This window comes from Curvivirga sp. (assembly GCF_965219885.1).
Classification (GTDB): domain Bacteria; phylum Pseudomonadota; class Alphaproteobacteria; order UBA8366; family Aestuariispiraceae; genus Curvivirga.
In genome coordinates, this window is the sequence record NZ_CBDCOT010000009.1 from 1,499,497 (window position 1) to 1,516,570 (window position 17,074).

Here is a 17,074-nt window from a genome sequence, read left to right on the forward strand (position 1 = left end):
GCTTTTTATTTTGCTAGGATGGCGTCCTTGAGAATTAGGACCGCTTTTTCCATATCTTTCTCTTTCACGGCTGCATATCCTAATAATAAACCGTGATAATGATCATTTATATCTTCTAGATAATGAAAAGCTGATAAAGGTGTAACAGAAATCCCTTTTTCCTGAGCACGGTCGGTTGCATCCATATCGCTTGTCATTTTTATGAGCTTTTCATTAAATCGAATAAGTAGATGCATCCCTGCTTCTGCCGATTCAATCGTTACATATTCCCCTAAATGTTTCTCAAGTAATTCTGACAAAGTGCATCGACGACTATCATATAGCTTTCTCATACGACGTAGATGTGCGGTAAAATAACCGTCCTCTATGAATTTCGCCAAGGCAGGTTGCGCAATTGTGCTGGGGTGATCATCTAGCGCGGCACGTGCCATGCGAAATGAATCTGTTAAATCTTCGGGAACCACAATGTAACCTAGCCGTAAACTGGGAAACATTACCTTGGAAAAGCTGCCAATATAAACGACGCGATTGTCACGGTCCAAGCCTTGTAAAGCGGCAAGTGGACGACCACTATAGCGAAACTCACTATCATAGTCGTCTTCAATTACCCAACCATCTTTCTGTGAGGCCCATTCAAGTAAGCGTAAGCGACGCGCTAATGACATAGTCACACCAAGTGGGTATTGGTGTGATGGTGCCACGCAGACCAGTTTTGCATCTGGTGCTAAGTCTTCAGCTTTGTCGATTTCTAATCCTTCCTCATCGACAGGTACAGGTATCAGTTGCGCACCTGCGGCGAGCAAGGCACCGCGAATGCCGGGGTAACCAGGTTCTTCTATGAGGGCTGAATCTCCATCATCAAGTAAGACATTTGCTGCAAGTCCAATACCTTGCTGAGCGCCAGATACAATGATTACTTGATCTGCTTCACATCTGACCGCGCGCGCTGTGCGAAGATAGTTGGCAATTGCTTCGCGTAAGGGGCGATAGCCGGCAGGTTCTGCATGGGCTAACAATTCGATAGGTGGGTTGCGCCAGGCACGTGCCATAAGGCGTGACCAAACATCAAACGGAAATTCATCAATGGCGGGCAGACCTGGCGCAAAGGCTGGTGTCCGTTTGCTACGACCTCGCCAGAGAGCTGCTAGTCTTTCACCGCGATTGGATAAGCCTCTTCTAGATGTGCCAGTTTCTTCACTTTGGTGTTCCGTGGAAGATGGGCGAATTTCATCGGGCAATAAATCTGATACAAATGACCCCGCGCCTACACGTCCTTCAAGATAGCCTTCGGCCAGTAATTGATCAAAAGCCGTCGCAACAGTATTACGAGATAACGCCATATCTTTGGCAAGACTTCGCGTAGATGGTAAGCGCTCTCCCGCGCTTAATCTATGTGTTAAGATTAACTCACGGATTTGGTCATATAGTTGACGATGCATCGGTTCTGATGATTTTTTATCGACTGCTATCGGAAGAAGGGCTGCTTTATCTGTTCTGCGCATATTGGCACCGTTGAAAATTCATTTATTTAAATTATTGAAAGCCAATTCTAGTGATAAATTAGAATTTGTCACTTTATTTTAATTGCAAACAAGCGTAATCAGAATAGAGGTAGGTTTAAGGAGATTATTATGAAAACTGATGGCATGACAGAAGAGCAGATTAATCAACGTCACGCAGAAAAAATGGCTAAGAAAAAAGCCGCACGTGACAAGATGATTGCAACAAAAACATCTACAGGTGGCTTGTTGATGGTCCATACCGGTAAAGGTAAAGGCAAAACTACCGCTGCGATGGGGCTTGCAACCCGTGCAATTGGTAATGATATGAAAATCTGTATTGTGCAGTTTGTAAAAGGTGCTTGGTCTACAGGTGAAAAGAAGATTCTGGATCAATTTCCTGATCAATGCGTGATGAAAGCCATGGGAGAAGGTTTTACTTGGGATACGCAAGATAGAGAACGTGATGTTGCTGCCGCGCGTGCTGCGTGGGATTATGCTAAGGATGCAATCGCAAATCCTGAATATGATATGGTGATTTTAGACGAACTTAATATCGTTATGCGCTATGATTACCTGCCTTTGGAAGAAATTATTGGCACCTTGGAAAATAAACCAGAAGATTTACATGTTGTGGTAACCGGTCGTAACGCAAAAGATGAATTAATTGAAATTGCCGATATGGTCACAGAAATGACACAAATAAAACATCATTTCCGTGATGGTTATAAGGCTCAAGTAGGCATTGAATTCTAGTCAGAATCAAGGAATTCTTATGCCTTAGGAATTATCGCAAGCTTCGGCTGCAAATGTAGTGATAAAGGTATTATCCATGAAGATGTATTTTTCTAAACTAGTCCAACTGTCTTTCTTGGCTGTGATGGCAATGTCTTTATTTTCTTTTTCTGCCCGTGCAGCTGAATTGGATGATGCGCATGAATTAGTTGATGAGGCTTATTATTCCATAAAAAAAATCCTTGAAAACGAACGCCAAGGTGATCGTGCGATGGGATATATTAAAACAGCGAAGGCAATCTTTATTTCACCCCAAATTTTAAAAGGCGCTTTTATCATTGGTGCTGAAGGTGGCAGTGGGATTATTATGGCACGCGCCTCAAATGGTGAATGGAGTTATCCGGGTTTCTTTAAAATGGGCGCTGCAAGTGTAGGGCTTCAATTAGGTGCACAGAATATGGAACTGCTTCTCACCATTCAAACAGGTAATGGATTGCGCGCTATTTTGGATGATAAGGTCACTTTGGGTGGCGATCTTAGTGCAGCAGTTGGATCAAAAGGAGAAGGCGTTTCAGGTACAACAACGACTAATATCGGTGCTGATGTCTATTCTTTTTCACGCAATCAAGGTGGCTTTGTTGGCGCATCAGTAGAAGGTGCTGCAATTTGGGAAGATAAAGCACGCAATGCTGCGTTTTATGGAGAAGGTGCAACCTCCGAAGATATCATTTTAAATGGAAAGTTTGCCAATGAAAAAGCGGATAAACTTCGTGATTATCTCTCCTCCTTGCCAATGAATTAAGCTGTCTATATAGGATTTTCATAACTAAAATTAGTATGAAAAATCTTAGGTAAACCTGTCTATGTCTGATCAAATTAAACTAGATCAAATGATCCCGTCTCTCATGTTTCAAGGGACGGGATCGGATGTTGGTAAGTCATTACTTGTGGCTGGGATATGTCGCGCGATGACTAGACGTGGGATCGTGGTCAGGCCCTTTAAACCTCAAAACATGTCAAACAATGCTGCGGTCACATCAGATGGTGGTGAGATTGGTCGGGCACAAGCATTACAAGCGCGTGCATGTGGCGTGAAGCCATCGGTGCATATGAATCCTGTCCTATTAAAACCGCAATCGGATATGGGATCGCAGGTAGTCGTGCAAGGCCAAGTCATGACGACAGCTAAAGCACGTGATTATTATACTTTAAAGTCACAACTTTTACCTAAGGTTCTAGAGAGCTTCGTAAAGCTTTCTAAGGAAGCCGATATTGTGTTGGTGGAAGGGGCCGGTAGTCCGGCGGAAGTTAATCTTCGTGCCGCCGACATTGCCAATATGGGATTTGCAGAAGCCGCAAATGTACCTGTAATTTTAGTGTCCGATATCGACCGTGGTGGGGTCATTGCAAGTATTGTAGGGACCTATAATCTTTTAAGTGATCATGAAAAGCATTTGTTAAAAGGGTATATTATTAACAAATTTCGTGGTGATGTAACTTTGTTTGAAACAGGACACGATATCATTCGTGATCACACAAATCTGCCTACATTTGGTACGCTTACCTGGTTTGATGAAGCACGTAAATTGCCAGCAGAAGATGCTGTTGCGTTGGAGAAAGCAGGGACTGGTAAGGCTGAAGCGAAAGATAAGTTAATTAAAATTGCGGTGCCGCGTTTAGGACGTATTGCTAATTTTGATGATCTAGATCCATTGCAAGCGGAACCTGATGTTCAGGTTGTTTTAGTGCAAGCTGGTGAACCAATTCCGGGTGATGTGGATCTGATAATATTACCGGGATCAAAAACCACGATGCCTGATTTGAAAGCTTTACGAGAACAAGGTTGGGATATTGATATTCAAGCTCATCTCCGTCGTGGTGGGCATGTTCTTGGAATTTGTGCTGGGTTTCAAATGTTAGGAACGAAGCTAGCTGATCCGCAGGGGATAGAAGGTCCTGCAGGTGAGGTCGACGGTCTTGGTTTAATTGATATGTCAACGACGATGTCAGGTGATAAACGTCTTGTTGAGATATCTGGTGTTGAGAGTTCAACAGGTAAAACTGTTTATGGCTATGAAATGCATATGGGAAGAAGTGAAGGAAAAGGTTTGGCCAGCCCAATGCTGACCCTTGAAGGTCATCCTGATGGTGCCGTCTCGCAAGATGGGCGGATTATGGGATGCTACCTTCACGGCTTATTCGCTTCAGACAGCTTTCGAAATGAATACTTAAGACGTTTTCGAGCAGGTCGTGAGGCTTCCATTGATTATGAACAGATGGTAGACGCGGTTTTGGATCGTTTTGCAGATCACTGTGAAGCGCAGATGGATATTTCTGCCATGATAGAAATGGCCAAGTCAGGTGTATGAACCTATATACTGCTGCCAACTAATACCATTAGAACGAAAACGGCCTGAACCACATTTGTGATTGCATAAAGGTCAAGCGCATACCCAATATGATTGGGTTCAAGGCGAGCTTTACCTTGCCCAATCCATGCAGCTTCGGATACACCGCCCGGATATTGACGAGGCCCACCTAATGCCCAGTTGAAAGCACCTGCCATTGCGCCTTCCGGCCAACCTGCATTTGGGGATGCATGTTTAGATGAATCGATCCACATAATTTTCATAGCCCGAAATGGATTGCTGTTGGGGTGAAGAAAGGCAGCGATCACAATCATGCAGCCACTAATTCGCGCTGGAAGCCAGTTAACGAGATCATCCAGTCGGGCGGCAAACATACCAAAATCTTTATGACGTTTTGTGCGATATCCAATCATGGAATCTAAGGTGTTTACAGCCTTGTATCCCAAAATGCCGGGTAAACCAAAAAGCAAATACCAAAAAGCAGGTGCGACCACCCCATCGGCAAAATTTTCAGCAAGGGATTCTATCGCTGCACGTATAACACCATGTTTATCCAGTGTTTTGGGATCTCGTCCTACAATATGGCCAACAGCTTCACGACCGCCGTCAAGGCCAGATTTGGCAAAGCCAGTAGCAACAGCACGAACATGCGTATAGAGACTGCGTCCGGCTAACATGACGGCTGTTAACCAAATATTTAAGATCCAGAACCAAGGTAGAATTTCAGCAATTTTTTCTAGAAGTAATCCTATGCAAACACCAATAGAAATAACAAAAAGACTGACCAACATGCCCCTGACCATTTTGTTATTAGCAGAGCGGTCTTCGCGATTTAGTTTTTTATCTAGAAAGGCAATAATTTTGCCATAAAAAACAACAGGGTGAGGAATTATGCGAAACAACCATTTCAAATCACCCTGAACCCAGTCCAGAATAAGGGCAAGAACCAATGTCGCAGATGTGGGCAGAATTAAGAATGCCCATTTAGACTCTACGCTAAAAATATCAGAAACAAATATGGTCAGGTTGTTGATTATATCTTCCATAGCGCAAGGAGGTATCCTGCCTTTTGCATTGGGTCAATATGAATTCGAATTAGAAGCGGAATTAGATGAATTTTTGTTGCTTGCGAATATGCGGTGGTGGCGGAGAATTCTCACGATTTCGCTGTGTTAAAATACCATCTAAATAATGTCCTTGAAACATTGTAATGCCCATTTTCTGACCATTTTCTATCATCAATTTATTATCACAACGAGATAATATGATGCGCCCTTGGCCAGCTTCTTCTACATATTGGGCAACTTCGTCAAATTTATCCTGTGCACTTTCCCCGTTAAATATGCCATTTGCAGTTAGTTTAATCAGGTCTACACCCATTTTTTTACGATCGATAAAACTCAATAAATCTGGTGTAATTCCGTCAAGACAAATGCGATATCCCTTTTCTTTGACAAAGTCGCGTGCGAATAGAAAGGCTGAGAAATCAGCCATAATATCTACAATTTGCATTTCCACGACTAGTGTTCCACGAGACCCTGTATGCAAATTCGCATCAAATTGAAGGAATTCAGGGGATAGCAACGTATTTACGTTCAAGTTGATAGAAAATGAGTCAAAGATGGTTCGATCATCTGCTTTGGATAGCATATGTAAAACGCGTCTATCTAATGTCTCTGTCAAATGTTGGAATAACCATCTATTGGCAGCTAAATTTACTTCGGGGAGCACCATTCGTGCTAATTCCATGATCGAGATATACAATTCATTGAAAACTGGTGTCGGATCAGAATTACCCGAGACCGCACAGATGGTCTGACGTTTAAATACGTTTGATAGATCTGTTCGCTTAAGAACTTCTTCCAACCGACCCAATTGGTCCGGTGAAAGTGGGGTTAGTATCTCTCCACGATCTTCTTCCGTCTGAGAGGCCATTGCGCTGAGGCGTTTTTCTCTTTGTTGAGCTGCCTCAGTGAGTTCACGGCTAAGTTCAAGGAATTTATCATATTGCCGATCAAGGCTGTACAGAGTTGCAAAGCGACCATGTCCTTCCATCGTAGAATTGATGGATGCAACTGGATCTTCACTAAACAAGGTGCGTAATCGCATGACAATATCGTCTAACTGCATCAGGTCCGCATCTTTTACAACGAAAAGCATGTCGGTATTACCAAGACGAAAGAGCTGGCCTTCAAAAGCAAATATGAAATCTTCTATGGTATTGGCGGCAATGCGTAAATGATGAGGACGGCGATGTTGCGGGCGCAAGCGCGATAAATGAATATGCACTGCGCGACGACCTTCTCTATATCGCTTTAAACGTTCTGCGTAATCAAGCAGAAGGTTTTCCTGACTATGTCGCCCAAAGGGTTGACCTTGAACCATATTTATTCCCGCCATATTCATCCTAAAACGCCCCCCGGATCTATAGCCTTGTTTAGGAATTCAAGTCTTGCCTAAACAATTGGTGAGTAAGGATGATACACGCAGAAATGATTTTTTCAAAGCATTTGAGATAAATTCTTTATAGCATGATTGTGAAGAAGGCTTATTTAACCGCGATGTAGCCACCAAGCGTCTTCATTGATTGAAAAGATGGGTTTGTAATGTTTAATGCGATCTGCATTGACAACTTTGGAAATCTGATTGTCTAAAATAAGAGCTTGTCCATCCACGTATACGACCAAGACAGCGTGCGGAACTTTTAGATTCAAATCTTGTAAAACCACAATACGCATCTGATCCTTTTCAAAACCCAAATGCGCCAGTGAAGCAAATTTTGCGATCGCATAATCTTCACAATCCCCATTGCGGTTTAGAAATTGTTTCGGGGTCGCCCAATAATCCTTGCGTTGGTAATTGACTGGATCAATCACATATAGCCATTTATTCATATATTGATTGACGAGTTCCATTTGTTCGCGTGGGGGCTTATCAGCAATCTTCTTCAGGAAGATACGCCATTTGGTAACAAGGCATTTATTACTTGCCGTTAAAGTACATTTATTGAGTTCGCTTTGCACTTCTGTTGCGTAACGATCAAGAACGGAAGTCCATTTTTTAAATTTGCTCAGCTTTTTGGATTGAATTTCGCCTGTTCCAAATAAGCGAGGCGACTTTTGCGCCAAAGCAGTATTTGGTGACATAAAAAGCATGCTAACAAAGGCCAATATGCAGGTGAAGCTAAGAAGTTTCACCATTACTTTCGTCAGCTTATAATCGCCCATCCTATTCATTCGGATTCTTCCTTGAGAGGATTTTCTGGATACTATGTGAATATTCGCAAGTATCTGGTTGATTTATACTGTTAATTTTCTCCAATATAAGGCATCATATCTGCAAATATCCAGTGAAACTTGTTCGCATTTTAGGTAAATCATTTTTATTAAAAAAAATGAAACTGCCCAGAACAGGGTGTGGAAGAAATTCGGAGAGGCTTGATGAGTAGTGATGAGGCAGTGGCCAAGGTCGTTGGTAAAGGAAAAACGACTGTTATTGGACGTATGGGATTAACAGTCGCCGGATTGTTAATCGGTGCGGTTATCGCCTTTTATTTAGTCTTTCAGTTTGGTGAAAATGAACGTCAGCGAGAATTGCAGGCGTGGCAAGTACGTATGGGTATTGTGACGGAAAGCCGATATGCGGATGTATCAGATTGGTTGAAGATGCAAAAAGCCGATCTACGCGCTTTGGCTGATAATGCTTCCTTGCAACTCTATATGACTATTTTACATGGCATTGATGATGATGAAGGGGCGAGTGCGGAATTAGAATATCTTGGTAATTTGTTAACAGTCACTGCCGAACGTGCTGGCTTTACTGCTGCCAATTCAGGGGCGTCGCAAGTCAATGCCAATGTGGCGCGCCAAGGAGTAGCTGGTATCGCATTATTGGATGCGAAAAACGAATTGGTGGTTTCAAGTCATGGTTTCCCTGCATTGGTGGGAAAGCTTCAGGCTTTCCTTGCAGAATTAAAACCGGGAGAGGCCGGTATCAGTCCAGTATTTCTAAACGCTGAAGGGCAACCGACAATGGCATTCGCGGAACCTGCTTTTGTGTTGCAAGGGGATGAAACAGCAGATTCTCATATCGGTGTTGTTGTTGGTGTTAAGCAAGTTACAGAAGAACTACCGCCGTTATTGATACAACCCGGTGCCGTTGAAAAATCAGCCGAAGCTGTTTTGTTGCGCCAAGAAGGCTTAAATGTTGAATATATCTCGCCATTGCAAGATGGAACTTCGGCTCTTAAGAAAAAGTTAAATATGGATACACCTGATCTCGCGGCTGCATTTGTGATGCGTGATGCAAGTGGCTTTGGGGTGATGAAAGACTATAAAGGCGATGAGGTTCTTGTTCTTGGTCGTGCATTCGAGGAAGTGCCTTGGGTGTTAATGTATAAGATCGACCGACAAGAAGCCTTGGCGGATTCAGAGGCACGTGTGAATATGCTGGTCATTGTTCTTGGCATGGTCATTGTAGTCGTGCTGATCGGTATGCTTGCATTATGGTATTTCGGAACATCAAAACGTGCTAAAGAAGCTGCGGATAAGTTTGAGAAACTGGCGGATCGATTTGCTGGTCAAAGAAACTTTATGCATTTGGTAACGGATAGTCAGCCAAACACCATTGCCATTTTTGACGCGGATGGAAATTATCGATGGTTTAACCAACGGGTAATTGAACAATCAGGTTTGGAACGCGCAGATCTGTTTGATAAAAATGTGTCAGCCGTTCTTGGACCGATTGAAGGTAAGAAAATGATCGGCTGGGTGCATGAATGTTTGGACAATGAGGCTCCGCATACCAAAACGCACAAAATGAACTTGGATGGTAAAACGGAACGTGTCTATAAATCTGACTTCATTATGATCCCATCCAATGAACAATATGCCGCGGCTGTTTTAGTTGTTTCTCAAGATATTACCGATTCTGTACGGGAACGTGAAAAACGTGAAACAGTTATGCGTCAGTTAGTCTCTACATTAGTGTCGTTGGTAGACCGTCGTGACCCGTTTTCTTCTGATCATTCGCAACGTGTGGCAGATGTGTCACGTGCTATCGCGTATGAGATGGAACTTGATAGTCTTGAGGCGGATACGGCCGCTATTGCTGGTAGTTTGATGAATCTTGGTAAGATTGCGGTGCCCGCTGAAATTCTTACCAAGCAAGGCGCCCTTACGGACGAAGAACGTAAGATCGTTCAAGATTCGGTTCTGTCATCGGCAGATCTGGTGGCGAATATCGACTTTGATGGCCCAGTACGTGATACCATGCGTCAAATGCTTGAAAATGTGGATGGAACAGGTATTCCAAATGGTCTGCTGGCAGAAGATATATTAATGCCTGCACGGGTCGCATCTGTGGCAAATGCATTCGTTGGGATGGTGTCTGCGCGTGCATGGCGTCAAGGAATGGATTTTGATAAAGCCGCGGGCATTTTATATTCTGAAACAGGTTCCAAATATGATCGTGCCGCAGTTGCAGCCTTAATCAATATTCTCAATAACCGTGGTGGTCGCGATACATGGAAAAGCTATGGTATTGCACCTGAAGAAGACGTTAAGCATGTAGATTAGAGGGTTGGTTAAGCGTTGTTCAGGACTCTTTTTCAGGTTTCTGATAGAAAAATGCTGAAACCCCCTTGCAAAACAATAGATAGAAAGTTATAAACCGCGCCTCTGCGACCCAAATTCGTTTGGGGCGTGGTTATTGGTGCGCTGGGCGAACCGATCTTAATCTGAAGGTCAATGGTTCAGGGTATGCCTTGCCACTATTTTGATGAAACCACTTTTTACAAGGGAAGATAAAATGCCCAAGTTGAAAACAAATAGCTCCGCTAAGAAGCGGTTCAAATTGACAGCAAAAGGTAAAGTACGTTTTTACTCTGCTTGCCTTCGTCATGGTACATCCAAACGTCCACAACAAATGAAGCGCCAAAACCGTGGTAGCCAAATTATGTGTGATGCGGATGCGCGTATCATCAAACGTAACTTCTTGCGCGGCTAACGCAACAGAAACGAACTGTTATAGTAGGAGCATAGTAAAATGGCACGTGTAAAACGGGGTGTAACATCCCACGCTCGTCACAAAAAAGTTCTTAGCGAAGCTAAAGGTTATAGCGGCCGTCGTAAAAATACGATCCGCGTAGCTAAGCAAGCTGTTGAGAAAGCTGGTCAATACGCATACCGCGACCGTAAAGCGAAGAAACGCGCTTTCCGTGGTCTTTGGATTCAACGTATCAACGCTGCATCCCGCGAATGCGGTTTGACATATTCTGTATTCATGAACGGCTTGAAAAAAGCTGGTATCGAATTGGACCGTAAGGTTTTGGCTGATATCGCAGTTCATGAACCAGCTACCTTTAAATCCCTTGCAGAACAAGCGCAGGCCGCGCTGGCTTAAAGCCATCTTCAAGGATTTATTGGACACTGTAGAGATACAGATCCAAAATCAGGTTTTGGGCGAAAGCGGGGCCAGCAATGGTTCCGCTTTCGTGCGTTTTTAACGCGTTTTCCGAAATCAAAATTTCACAAAAACCCGCTATATCTGATTTCTTAACCGGAAATTTGAACAAGCAATAAAAGGACTCGAAGTAGGGTATGAGCGATAGTCTTGAGACATTACGCGCTGAACTTCTGGCAGAAGTTGATCAGATCTCAGATCTGAAAGCTTTGGAAGATCTTCGTGTATCGGCCCTTGGTAAAAAGGGACGCATTACCGCTGAAATGAAAACATTGGGTGGACTTTCCCCGGAAGAGCGCAAAGAGAAGGGCCAAGCCCTGAATCAAGTGAAAGCATCTGTTGCAGAAGCTTTGAACGCGCGTAAGGAAAGCCTTGAAGCAGATGCCTTGAATGCACAGTTAGAAGCTGAACGTGTTGACGTTTCTTTACCTGTGCGTCCAGAAGAAATGGGTCGCTTGCATCCGATTAGTCAGACATGGGATGAGATTGTTGCGATCTTTGGTGAGATGGGCTTTACCGTTATGGATGGCCCGGATATCGAAGATGATTTCCATAACTTTACTGCGCTGAATATTCCGCCAGAACATCCTGCACGTCAGATGCATGATACATTTTATCTATGTGGTGAAGATGGCGAAGTAGATATGGAATCTGTGCTGCGTACCCATACAAGTCCCGTACAAATTCGTACGATGGAAAATCAAGAGCCACCTATCCGCATTATTGCGCCGGGTCGCACATATCGTTCCGACAGTGACATGACCCATACGCCAATGTTCTCTCAGGTGGAAGGCTTGGTTATCGACAAGAAAGCCAATTTCGGTCATTTGAAAGGTTGCTTGCAGGAATTCGTAAACGCCTATTTCGAAGTTGATGATATTCCATTGCAATTCCGTCCATCCTTCTTCCCGTTTACTGAACCATCTGCGGAAGTTGATATTGGCTGTTCCCGTAAAGGCGGTGAATTGAAGATCGGGGCTGGTGAAGACTGGTTGGAAATTCTTGGCTGCGGCATGGTGCATCCAAATGTATTGCGAGCATCCGGTATTGATCCGGAAGAATATCAAGGATTTGCCTTTGGGATGGGTATTGAACGTATCGCCATGTTGAAATATGGCATTCCTGATTTACGTACCTTCTTTGATGCGGACCTACGTTGGTTGCGCCATTATGGTTTCTTGCCGATTGAAGCGGCATCTATGACACGAGGTTTGACACCATGAAGTTCACATTGAGCTGGCTGAAAGATCATCTTGAAACAGATGCAAGCCTCGAAGAAATTACAAATAAATTAACAGCCATCGGTTTAGAACTTGAAGGCGTTGAAGATCCCAAAGAAGCCTTGAAACCTTTCACTATCTGTTATGTGGAAGATGCTTGGAAACACCCAAATGCAGATAAATTAAACATCTGTATGGTGAATAACGGAACGGAAACTGTACAGGTAGTTTGTGGTGCGCCTAACGCACGTAAAGGCATGAAAGGCGTATTCGCCCCATCTGGTTCATTTATTCCGGGATCTGATATGACCTTGAAGCCAGGTGTGATCCGCGGGGAAGAATCCAACGGCATGTTATGTTCTGAACGAGAATTGATGATCTCTGATGAACATGATGGGATCATTGATTTACCAGAAGATGCACCATTGGGCATGTCTTTTGCGGAATATGCAGGGAAAGATGATCCGATCATTGAAATTGCGATTACACCTAACCGTGGTGATTGCCTAGGTGTCTATGGTGTGGCTCGTGACTTGGCAGCTGCAGGCCTTGGCACATTAAAGGCACCAAACCTTGATCCTGTTGAAGGCAAATTTGATAGCCCGATTAACTGGAACCGTGTTGACGGTCTAGGGGATGATGCACCACGTGCGGTTGGTTGTTTGATCAAAAACGTGAAAAATGGTCCAAGCCCAAAATGGATGCAAGATCGTTTGAAAGCTATTGGCCTGCGCCCAATTTCTGCTTTGGTGGATATCACAAACTATGTGACTTTCGACCTTGGTCGTCCCTTGCACGTATTTGATGCAGACAAGGTTAAGGGAGATTTGACCATTGGATATGCCAAAGGTGGTGAAACACTTCTTGGATTAGATGGGAATGAACATACTTTCGAAGAAGGTATGATCGTTATTTCTGATGAGAATGGTCCCGAATCCATCGGTGGTATCATGGGCGGCGAAGTTTCCGGCTGTACCGAAGAAACAGTGAACGTATTCTTGGAATCTGCTTTATGGCATCCAATCCGTATTGCGGAGACAGGTCGTAAACTTGGCGTTGATACAGATGCGCGTTATCGTTTTGAACGTGGTGTTGATCCGTTGTCTTCTGATTGGGGTGTGAATGTGGGAACACGTTTGATCCTTGATCTTTGTGGTGGTGAGCCATCTAATGTGACTGCAGCTGGTGATATGCCTGCATGGGAACGTCAAACAAGCTTGCGTGTGTCTCGTCTAAAGACACATGGTGGCGCGGATGTATCCGTTGCTGAAGCAGAAGAAATCTTGAAACGTTTAGGTTTCGGTAGTTCTGTTGATGGTGATGTGATCACAGTGGATATTCCAAGCTGGCGTCCTGATATTGAAGGCGAACATTGCTTGGTTGAAGAAGTACTTCGTATCTATGGATTTGATAAAATCCCTGCTGTTGCTTTGGACCGTGAAACTGTTCTGCCTGAACTGGCGATTTCCTTGAAACAACGCCGTGTGGCATTTGCCAAAAAAATCTTGGCAGGCCGTGGCATGATGGAAGCCATCACATGGTCCTTCATGTCTGACAAAGATGCGGAATTATTTGGTGGTGTGCCTCAAAACTTGATGGTGGCAAACCCGATTTCCAGCGATTTGAATGCGATGCGTCCAAGTATCTTGGGTAACTTGATTTCTGCGGCCGCTCGTAACACAGACCGTGGTTTCAGCGATGTTGCACTATTTGAAGTTGGTCCGGCTTTCCGTGACCCGACACCAAAAGGTCAAGACATGGTTGCAGCAGGTGTACGTGCGGGTAAAACTGGTCCGCGTCATTGGGAGACATCCCCACGTGCCGTTGATCTGTTTGATGTGAAAGCAGATGCGTTGGCAGCTCTTGAACATTGTGGTGCGCCTGTGAAAAGCTTGCAGGTGACGACAGATGCGCCGGCTTGGTATCACCCTGGTCGTTCCGGTGCATTGCGCATGGGTAAGCAGGCTTTGGCTTACTTTGGTGAAATTCATCCAACCGTGTCGCGCAAGCTTGGCTTGAAAGGCCGCGTGGTTGCTTTTGAAATCTTCATGGATAATATTCCGGAACCGAAGAAAAAAGGTGGTAAGACACGTAGTTTACTGAACGCATCTAGTTTCCAGTCTGTTAACCGGGACTTTGCGTTTACAGTGAAAGATGATGTGACTGCTGAGAAAATTTTACGTGCTGCACAAGGTGCGGATAAGAAACTTATCTCTGCTGTAAATATCTTTGATGTATATAAAGGCGAAGATATGGGGGATGAGAAATCAGTGGCTATTTCGGTGACGCTTCAGCCGACAGATAAGACATTAACCGATGATGATATCGAAGCTGTATCTCAAAAGGTTATTGCTATGGTTGCGAAAGCCACAGGCGGCAGCTTACGTGGTTAACTAAGCTTCTGTTTTAATCGATTAAAAAGAGGTATCTTCCAGATACCTCTTTTTTTGTGACTTATTGCGATACATTGGATGAAGAGTTTTGAGTATATGCTCTACCAAGATATTTACTCGTAATCTCTTTTAAAGCACCATCCTTAATTGCTTGTTTCATAGCTTTACGCCAGACAGTGATTTCCTCGTCAGAAACTGCGGGAGAGGCTGCCATAAATAGTTCGCCTAATTCATCTGTATAGCCAGCTTGAAGTTGCGCACCACTATCAAATTCTTGAACTGTACGATGCGCAATAACATCCCATACCAGCCATGCATCAATACGCTTTCTAATTAGCATTTCTAATATAGCGCTTTGTTGTGAAACGACATCCACCATATGGGTGGGAAGTTGATGTTTCTTCGATGCATAAACGGCAGCACTTCCGCCTTTAATTGCGACTTTTAAACTTCTTGCTTGGTCTAAGTTTTCTACAACGGGTTGATCTAAGGTTGTCATATAGGTGATGCGCATTGGGAAGAGCGGACCAATCCATTTAAATTTACTTTCACGTTTGCCCGTCCGTGTAAGAGGGCCTATCGTGGCATCTGAAACTTCTTGGGCGATTTTCTGAGCACGTTTCCAAGGAAGATGAGATACACTAACTTCTCGCCCTGCATTCTTTGCAACGATTTGAAAGAAGTCTACAAACAGCCCCTCTGAACTGCCATCGGGTAGCTGCTTGCTAAGTAGAGGTTCATTTGATGAAAGTATTTGTTTGATTTCTGAAGCGACACTAATTTGGGTCGAAAAAATAAACATTAAAATAGATGTTATAAAAAGACGCATAATGACGCTCACTTTGTTGTTATTATTTCTAATCATTATACATGAAATGGTTCACTAGATTAAGGGAAATCTGGTGTGCTTGTTGTTTGGTTGAGTAATAATATTACAATATAAAAGCGAAACCTGATAAAAAATGAAAAAAGTTTAAAAACGCGCTTGATTCATTCTGTCTCGCGCCCTATGTAATTGGGCAAGATGTTTTGGCCAGTCGGGCCGAAAGTAACTGGGTCATCATTTGGTGACCTGCATATCAAATAGGGAACGAAAATATGTTTGCTCCGGCAGTTTTGATTGCAGTGATTGAAAAAGCTAAAGAGATGGTATGGACAGCTATGGCTGCGCCGACACTTTCCCCAGTTCGCGTAAAAGCTATTAAGACAACCAAAACAACTAAGACCCGGCATTAACCGGAACTCTTGTGTTGCATAAAGCAGGTCAACCGGGGTTCCAGAAACTCCGGTTTTTTTGTATGTGCAGCATGCTTTATTAAAATGTAACAAGTTTAAACGAAAGAAAGACAGACCAATGGGTTATAAAGTTGCAGTAGTAGGCGCCACCGGTAACGTAGGACGCGAAGTTCTTCAAACCATGGCAGAGCGTAACTTCCCCGCCGACGACGTGGTAGCATTGGCTTCCTCACGTTCTGTTGGAACAGAAGTGGCATATGGCGATGAAAAGAATATCAAGGTTCAGGACCTAGCAACATTTGACTTCACTGGTACAGATATTGTTTTGTCTTCTCCAGGTGCAAAAATTTCTGAGCAGTTTTCTCCAAAGGCAGCAGCAGCAGGTGCCGTTGTGATTGATAATACATCTTTCTGGCGTATGGACCCGGACGTGCCATTAGTTGTTCCAGAAGTAAACCCAGAAGCTTTGGACGATTGGAAGAAAAAAGGTATCGTCGCAAACCCGAATTGTTCAACCATTCAAATGGTTGTTGCGCTGAAACCTTTGCATGAAGCAGGAAAGATCAAACGTGTTGTTGTTTCTACCTATCAGTCCGTATCTGGTGGTGGTAAAGAAGCAATGGATGAGCTGTTTACTCAAACACGCGGTATTTTTGTGAATGATCCGATCACAAAAGAAAAATTCACAAAGCAGATCGCATTTAATGTGATCCCGCATATTGATGTATTCATGGATGATGGTTCGACTAAAGAAGAATGGAAAATGGTTGTTGAGACCAAGAAAATTCTGGATCCTTCCATTAAAGTATCTGCAACAGCAGTTCGTGCGCCAGTCTTTGTTGGTCATGCGGAATCTGTAAACATCGAATTTGAAAACGATATGGATCATGTAAAAGCGCGTGAAGTATTGGAATCTGCTGAAGGTGTCGTTGTCGTAGATTATCGTCAAGACGAAGGTTATGTGACACCTGTTGAATGTGCAGGTGAAGATGCAGTTTATGTAAGCCGTATTCGTGATGATATCACAGTTGAAAACGGTGTGAATATGTGGGTTGTTGCTGATAACTTACGTAAAGGTGCTGCGTTAAACGCGGTACAGATTGCAGAAAAAATGATTGAGCGTGGTTTGATTTAATCAGAAGTTTCATTTCTGTTAAAAC

General features: G+C 43.6%; 15 protein-coding genes. 10 read left to right on the forward strand and 5 right to left on the reverse strand.

Features of this window, described 5'->3' with window-relative positions; translation table 11 throughout:
• Window positions 1-5 precede the first annotated feature (5 nt).
• On the reverse strand, window positions 6-1,502 hold the full coding sequence (locus ACOQOA_RS12505) for a PLP-dependent aminotransferase family protein (RefSeq protein ID WP_420548956.1): 1,497 nt from the start codon (window positions 1,500-1,502) through the stop codon (window positions 6-8).
• A gap of 129 nt (window positions 1,503-1,631) precedes the next feature.
• Here ACOQOA_RS12505 and cobO point away from each other — a divergent pair, with 129 nt between their 5' ends.
• The 3 genes from cobO to ACOQOA_RS12520 all read left to right on the forward strand — a co-directional run bounded on the left by cobO (window position 1,632) and on the right by ACOQOA_RS12520 (window position 4,603).
• Window positions 1,632-2,255: a cob(I)yrinic acid a,c-diamide adenosyltransferase gene (cobO, locus tag ACOQOA_RS12510; RefSeq protein ID WP_420548957.1), complete on the forward strand. Its 624-nt coding sequence runs from the start codon at window positions 1,632-1,634 to the stop codon at window positions 2,253-2,255.
• Between the two features lie 76 nt (window positions 2,256-2,331).
• Window positions 2,332-3,036 (forward strand): lipid-binding SYLF domain-containing protein, encoded by a 705-nt coding sequence (locus ACOQOA_RS12515; protein ID WP_420548958.1) that lies wholly within the window; start codon window positions 2,332-2,334, stop codon window positions 3,034-3,036.
• Window positions 3,037-3,097: 61 nt separating this feature from the next.
• Window positions 3,098-4,603: a cobyric acid synthase gene (locus tag ACOQOA_RS12520; RefSeq protein WP_420548959.1), complete on the forward strand. Its 1,506-nt coding sequence runs from the start codon at window positions 3,098-3,100 to the stop codon at window positions 4,601-4,603.
• Window positions 4,604-4,605: 2 nt separating this feature from the next.
• On the opposite strand, the gene cbiB is transcribed toward ACOQOA_RS12520, so the two are convergent.
• The 3 genes from cbiB to ACOQOA_RS12535 all read right to left on the reverse strand — a co-directional run bounded on the left by cbiB (window position 4,606) and on the right by ACOQOA_RS12535 (window position 7,839).
• Window positions 4,606-5,649, reverse strand: a complete 1,044-nt coding sequence (gene cbiB, locus ACOQOA_RS12525; protein ID WP_420548960.1) for an adenosylcobinamide-phosphate synthase CbiB — start codon at window positions 5,647-5,649, stop codon at window positions 4,606-4,608.
• Between the two features lie 61 nt (window positions 5,650-5,710).
• Window positions 5,711-7,003: an EAL domain-containing protein gene (locus tag ACOQOA_RS12530; protein ID WP_420548961.1), complete on the reverse strand. Its 1,293-nt coding sequence runs from the start codon at window positions 7,001-7,003 to the stop codon at window positions 5,711-5,713.
• Window positions 7,004-7,155: 152 nt separating this feature from the next.
• Window positions 7,156-7,839: a transglutaminase-like cysteine peptidase gene (locus ACOQOA_RS12535; protein ID WP_420548962.1), complete on the reverse strand. Its 684-nt coding sequence runs from the start codon at window positions 7,837-7,839 to the stop codon at window positions 7,156-7,158.
• Window positions 7,840-8,043: 204 nt separating this feature from the next.
• Between ACOQOA_RS12535 and ACOQOA_RS12540 the strand changes: the two genes are divergently transcribed.
• The 5 genes from ACOQOA_RS12540 to pheT all read left to right on the forward strand — a co-directional run bounded on the left by ACOQOA_RS12540 (window position 8,044) and on the right by pheT (window position 14,678).
• Window positions 8,044-10,179 carry an HD domain-containing phosphohydrolase gene (locus tag ACOQOA_RS12540; RefSeq protein WP_420548963.1) on the forward strand — a complete coding sequence of 712 codons (2,136 nt, stop codon included), beginning with the start codon at window positions 8,044-8,046 and terminating at the stop codon, window positions 10,177-10,179.
• Between the two features lie 232 nt (window positions 10,180-10,411).
• Window positions 10,412-10,609 carry a 50S ribosomal protein L35 gene (rpmI, locus tag ACOQOA_RS12545; protein WP_155156335.1) on the forward strand — a complete coding sequence of 66 codons (198 nt, stop codon included), beginning with the start codon at window positions 10,412-10,414 and terminating at the stop codon, window positions 10,607-10,609.
• Window positions 10,610-10,648: 39 nt separating this feature from the next.
• Complete coding sequence (gene rplT, locus ACOQOA_RS12550; protein ID WP_155156333.1) at window positions 10,649-11,005, forward strand: 50S ribosomal protein L20; 357 nt, start codon at window positions 10,649-10,651, stop codon at window positions 11,003-11,005.
• Between the two features lie 197 nt (window positions 11,006-11,202).
• On the forward strand, window positions 11,203-12,288 hold the full coding sequence (gene pheS / locus ACOQOA_RS12555) for a phenylalanine--tRNA ligase subunit alpha (RefSeq protein ID WP_420548964.1): 1,086 nt from the start codon (window positions 11,203-11,205) through the stop codon (window positions 12,286-12,288).
• Window positions 12,285-14,678 (forward strand): phenylalanine--tRNA ligase subunit beta, encoded by a 2,394-nt coding sequence (gene pheT / locus ACOQOA_RS12560; RefSeq protein WP_420548965.1) that lies wholly within the window; start codon window positions 12,285-12,287, stop codon window positions 14,676-14,678. Before pheS ends, pheT begins: the two co-directional genes overlap by 4 nt.
• A 61-nt stretch (window positions 14,679-14,739) precedes the next feature.
• Here the strand turns inward: pheT and ACOQOA_RS12565 are convergent, their stop codons facing one another.
• Entirely contained in the window at window positions 14,740-15,507 is a 768-nt protein-coding gene (locus tag ACOQOA_RS12565; RefSeq protein ID WP_420548966.1) for a substrate-binding periplasmic protein, read from the reverse strand.
• Window positions 15,508-15,776: 269 nt separating this feature from the next.
• Here ACOQOA_RS12565 and ACOQOA_RS12570 point away from each other — a divergent pair, with 269 nt between their 5' ends.
• Window positions 15,777-15,914 (forward strand): hypothetical protein, encoded by a 138-nt coding sequence (locus tag ACOQOA_RS12570; protein WP_420548967.1) that lies wholly within the window; start codon window positions 15,777-15,779, stop codon window positions 15,912-15,914.
• Window positions 15,915-16,032: 118 nt separating this feature from the next.
• A complete protein-coding gene (locus ACOQOA_RS12575) occupies window positions 16,033-17,049 on the forward strand; it encodes an aspartate-semialdehyde dehydrogenase (protein ID WP_420548968.1) in 1,017 nt (338 codons plus the stop codon).
• The last annotated feature ends 25 nt before the right edge of the window (window positions 17,050-17,074 follow it).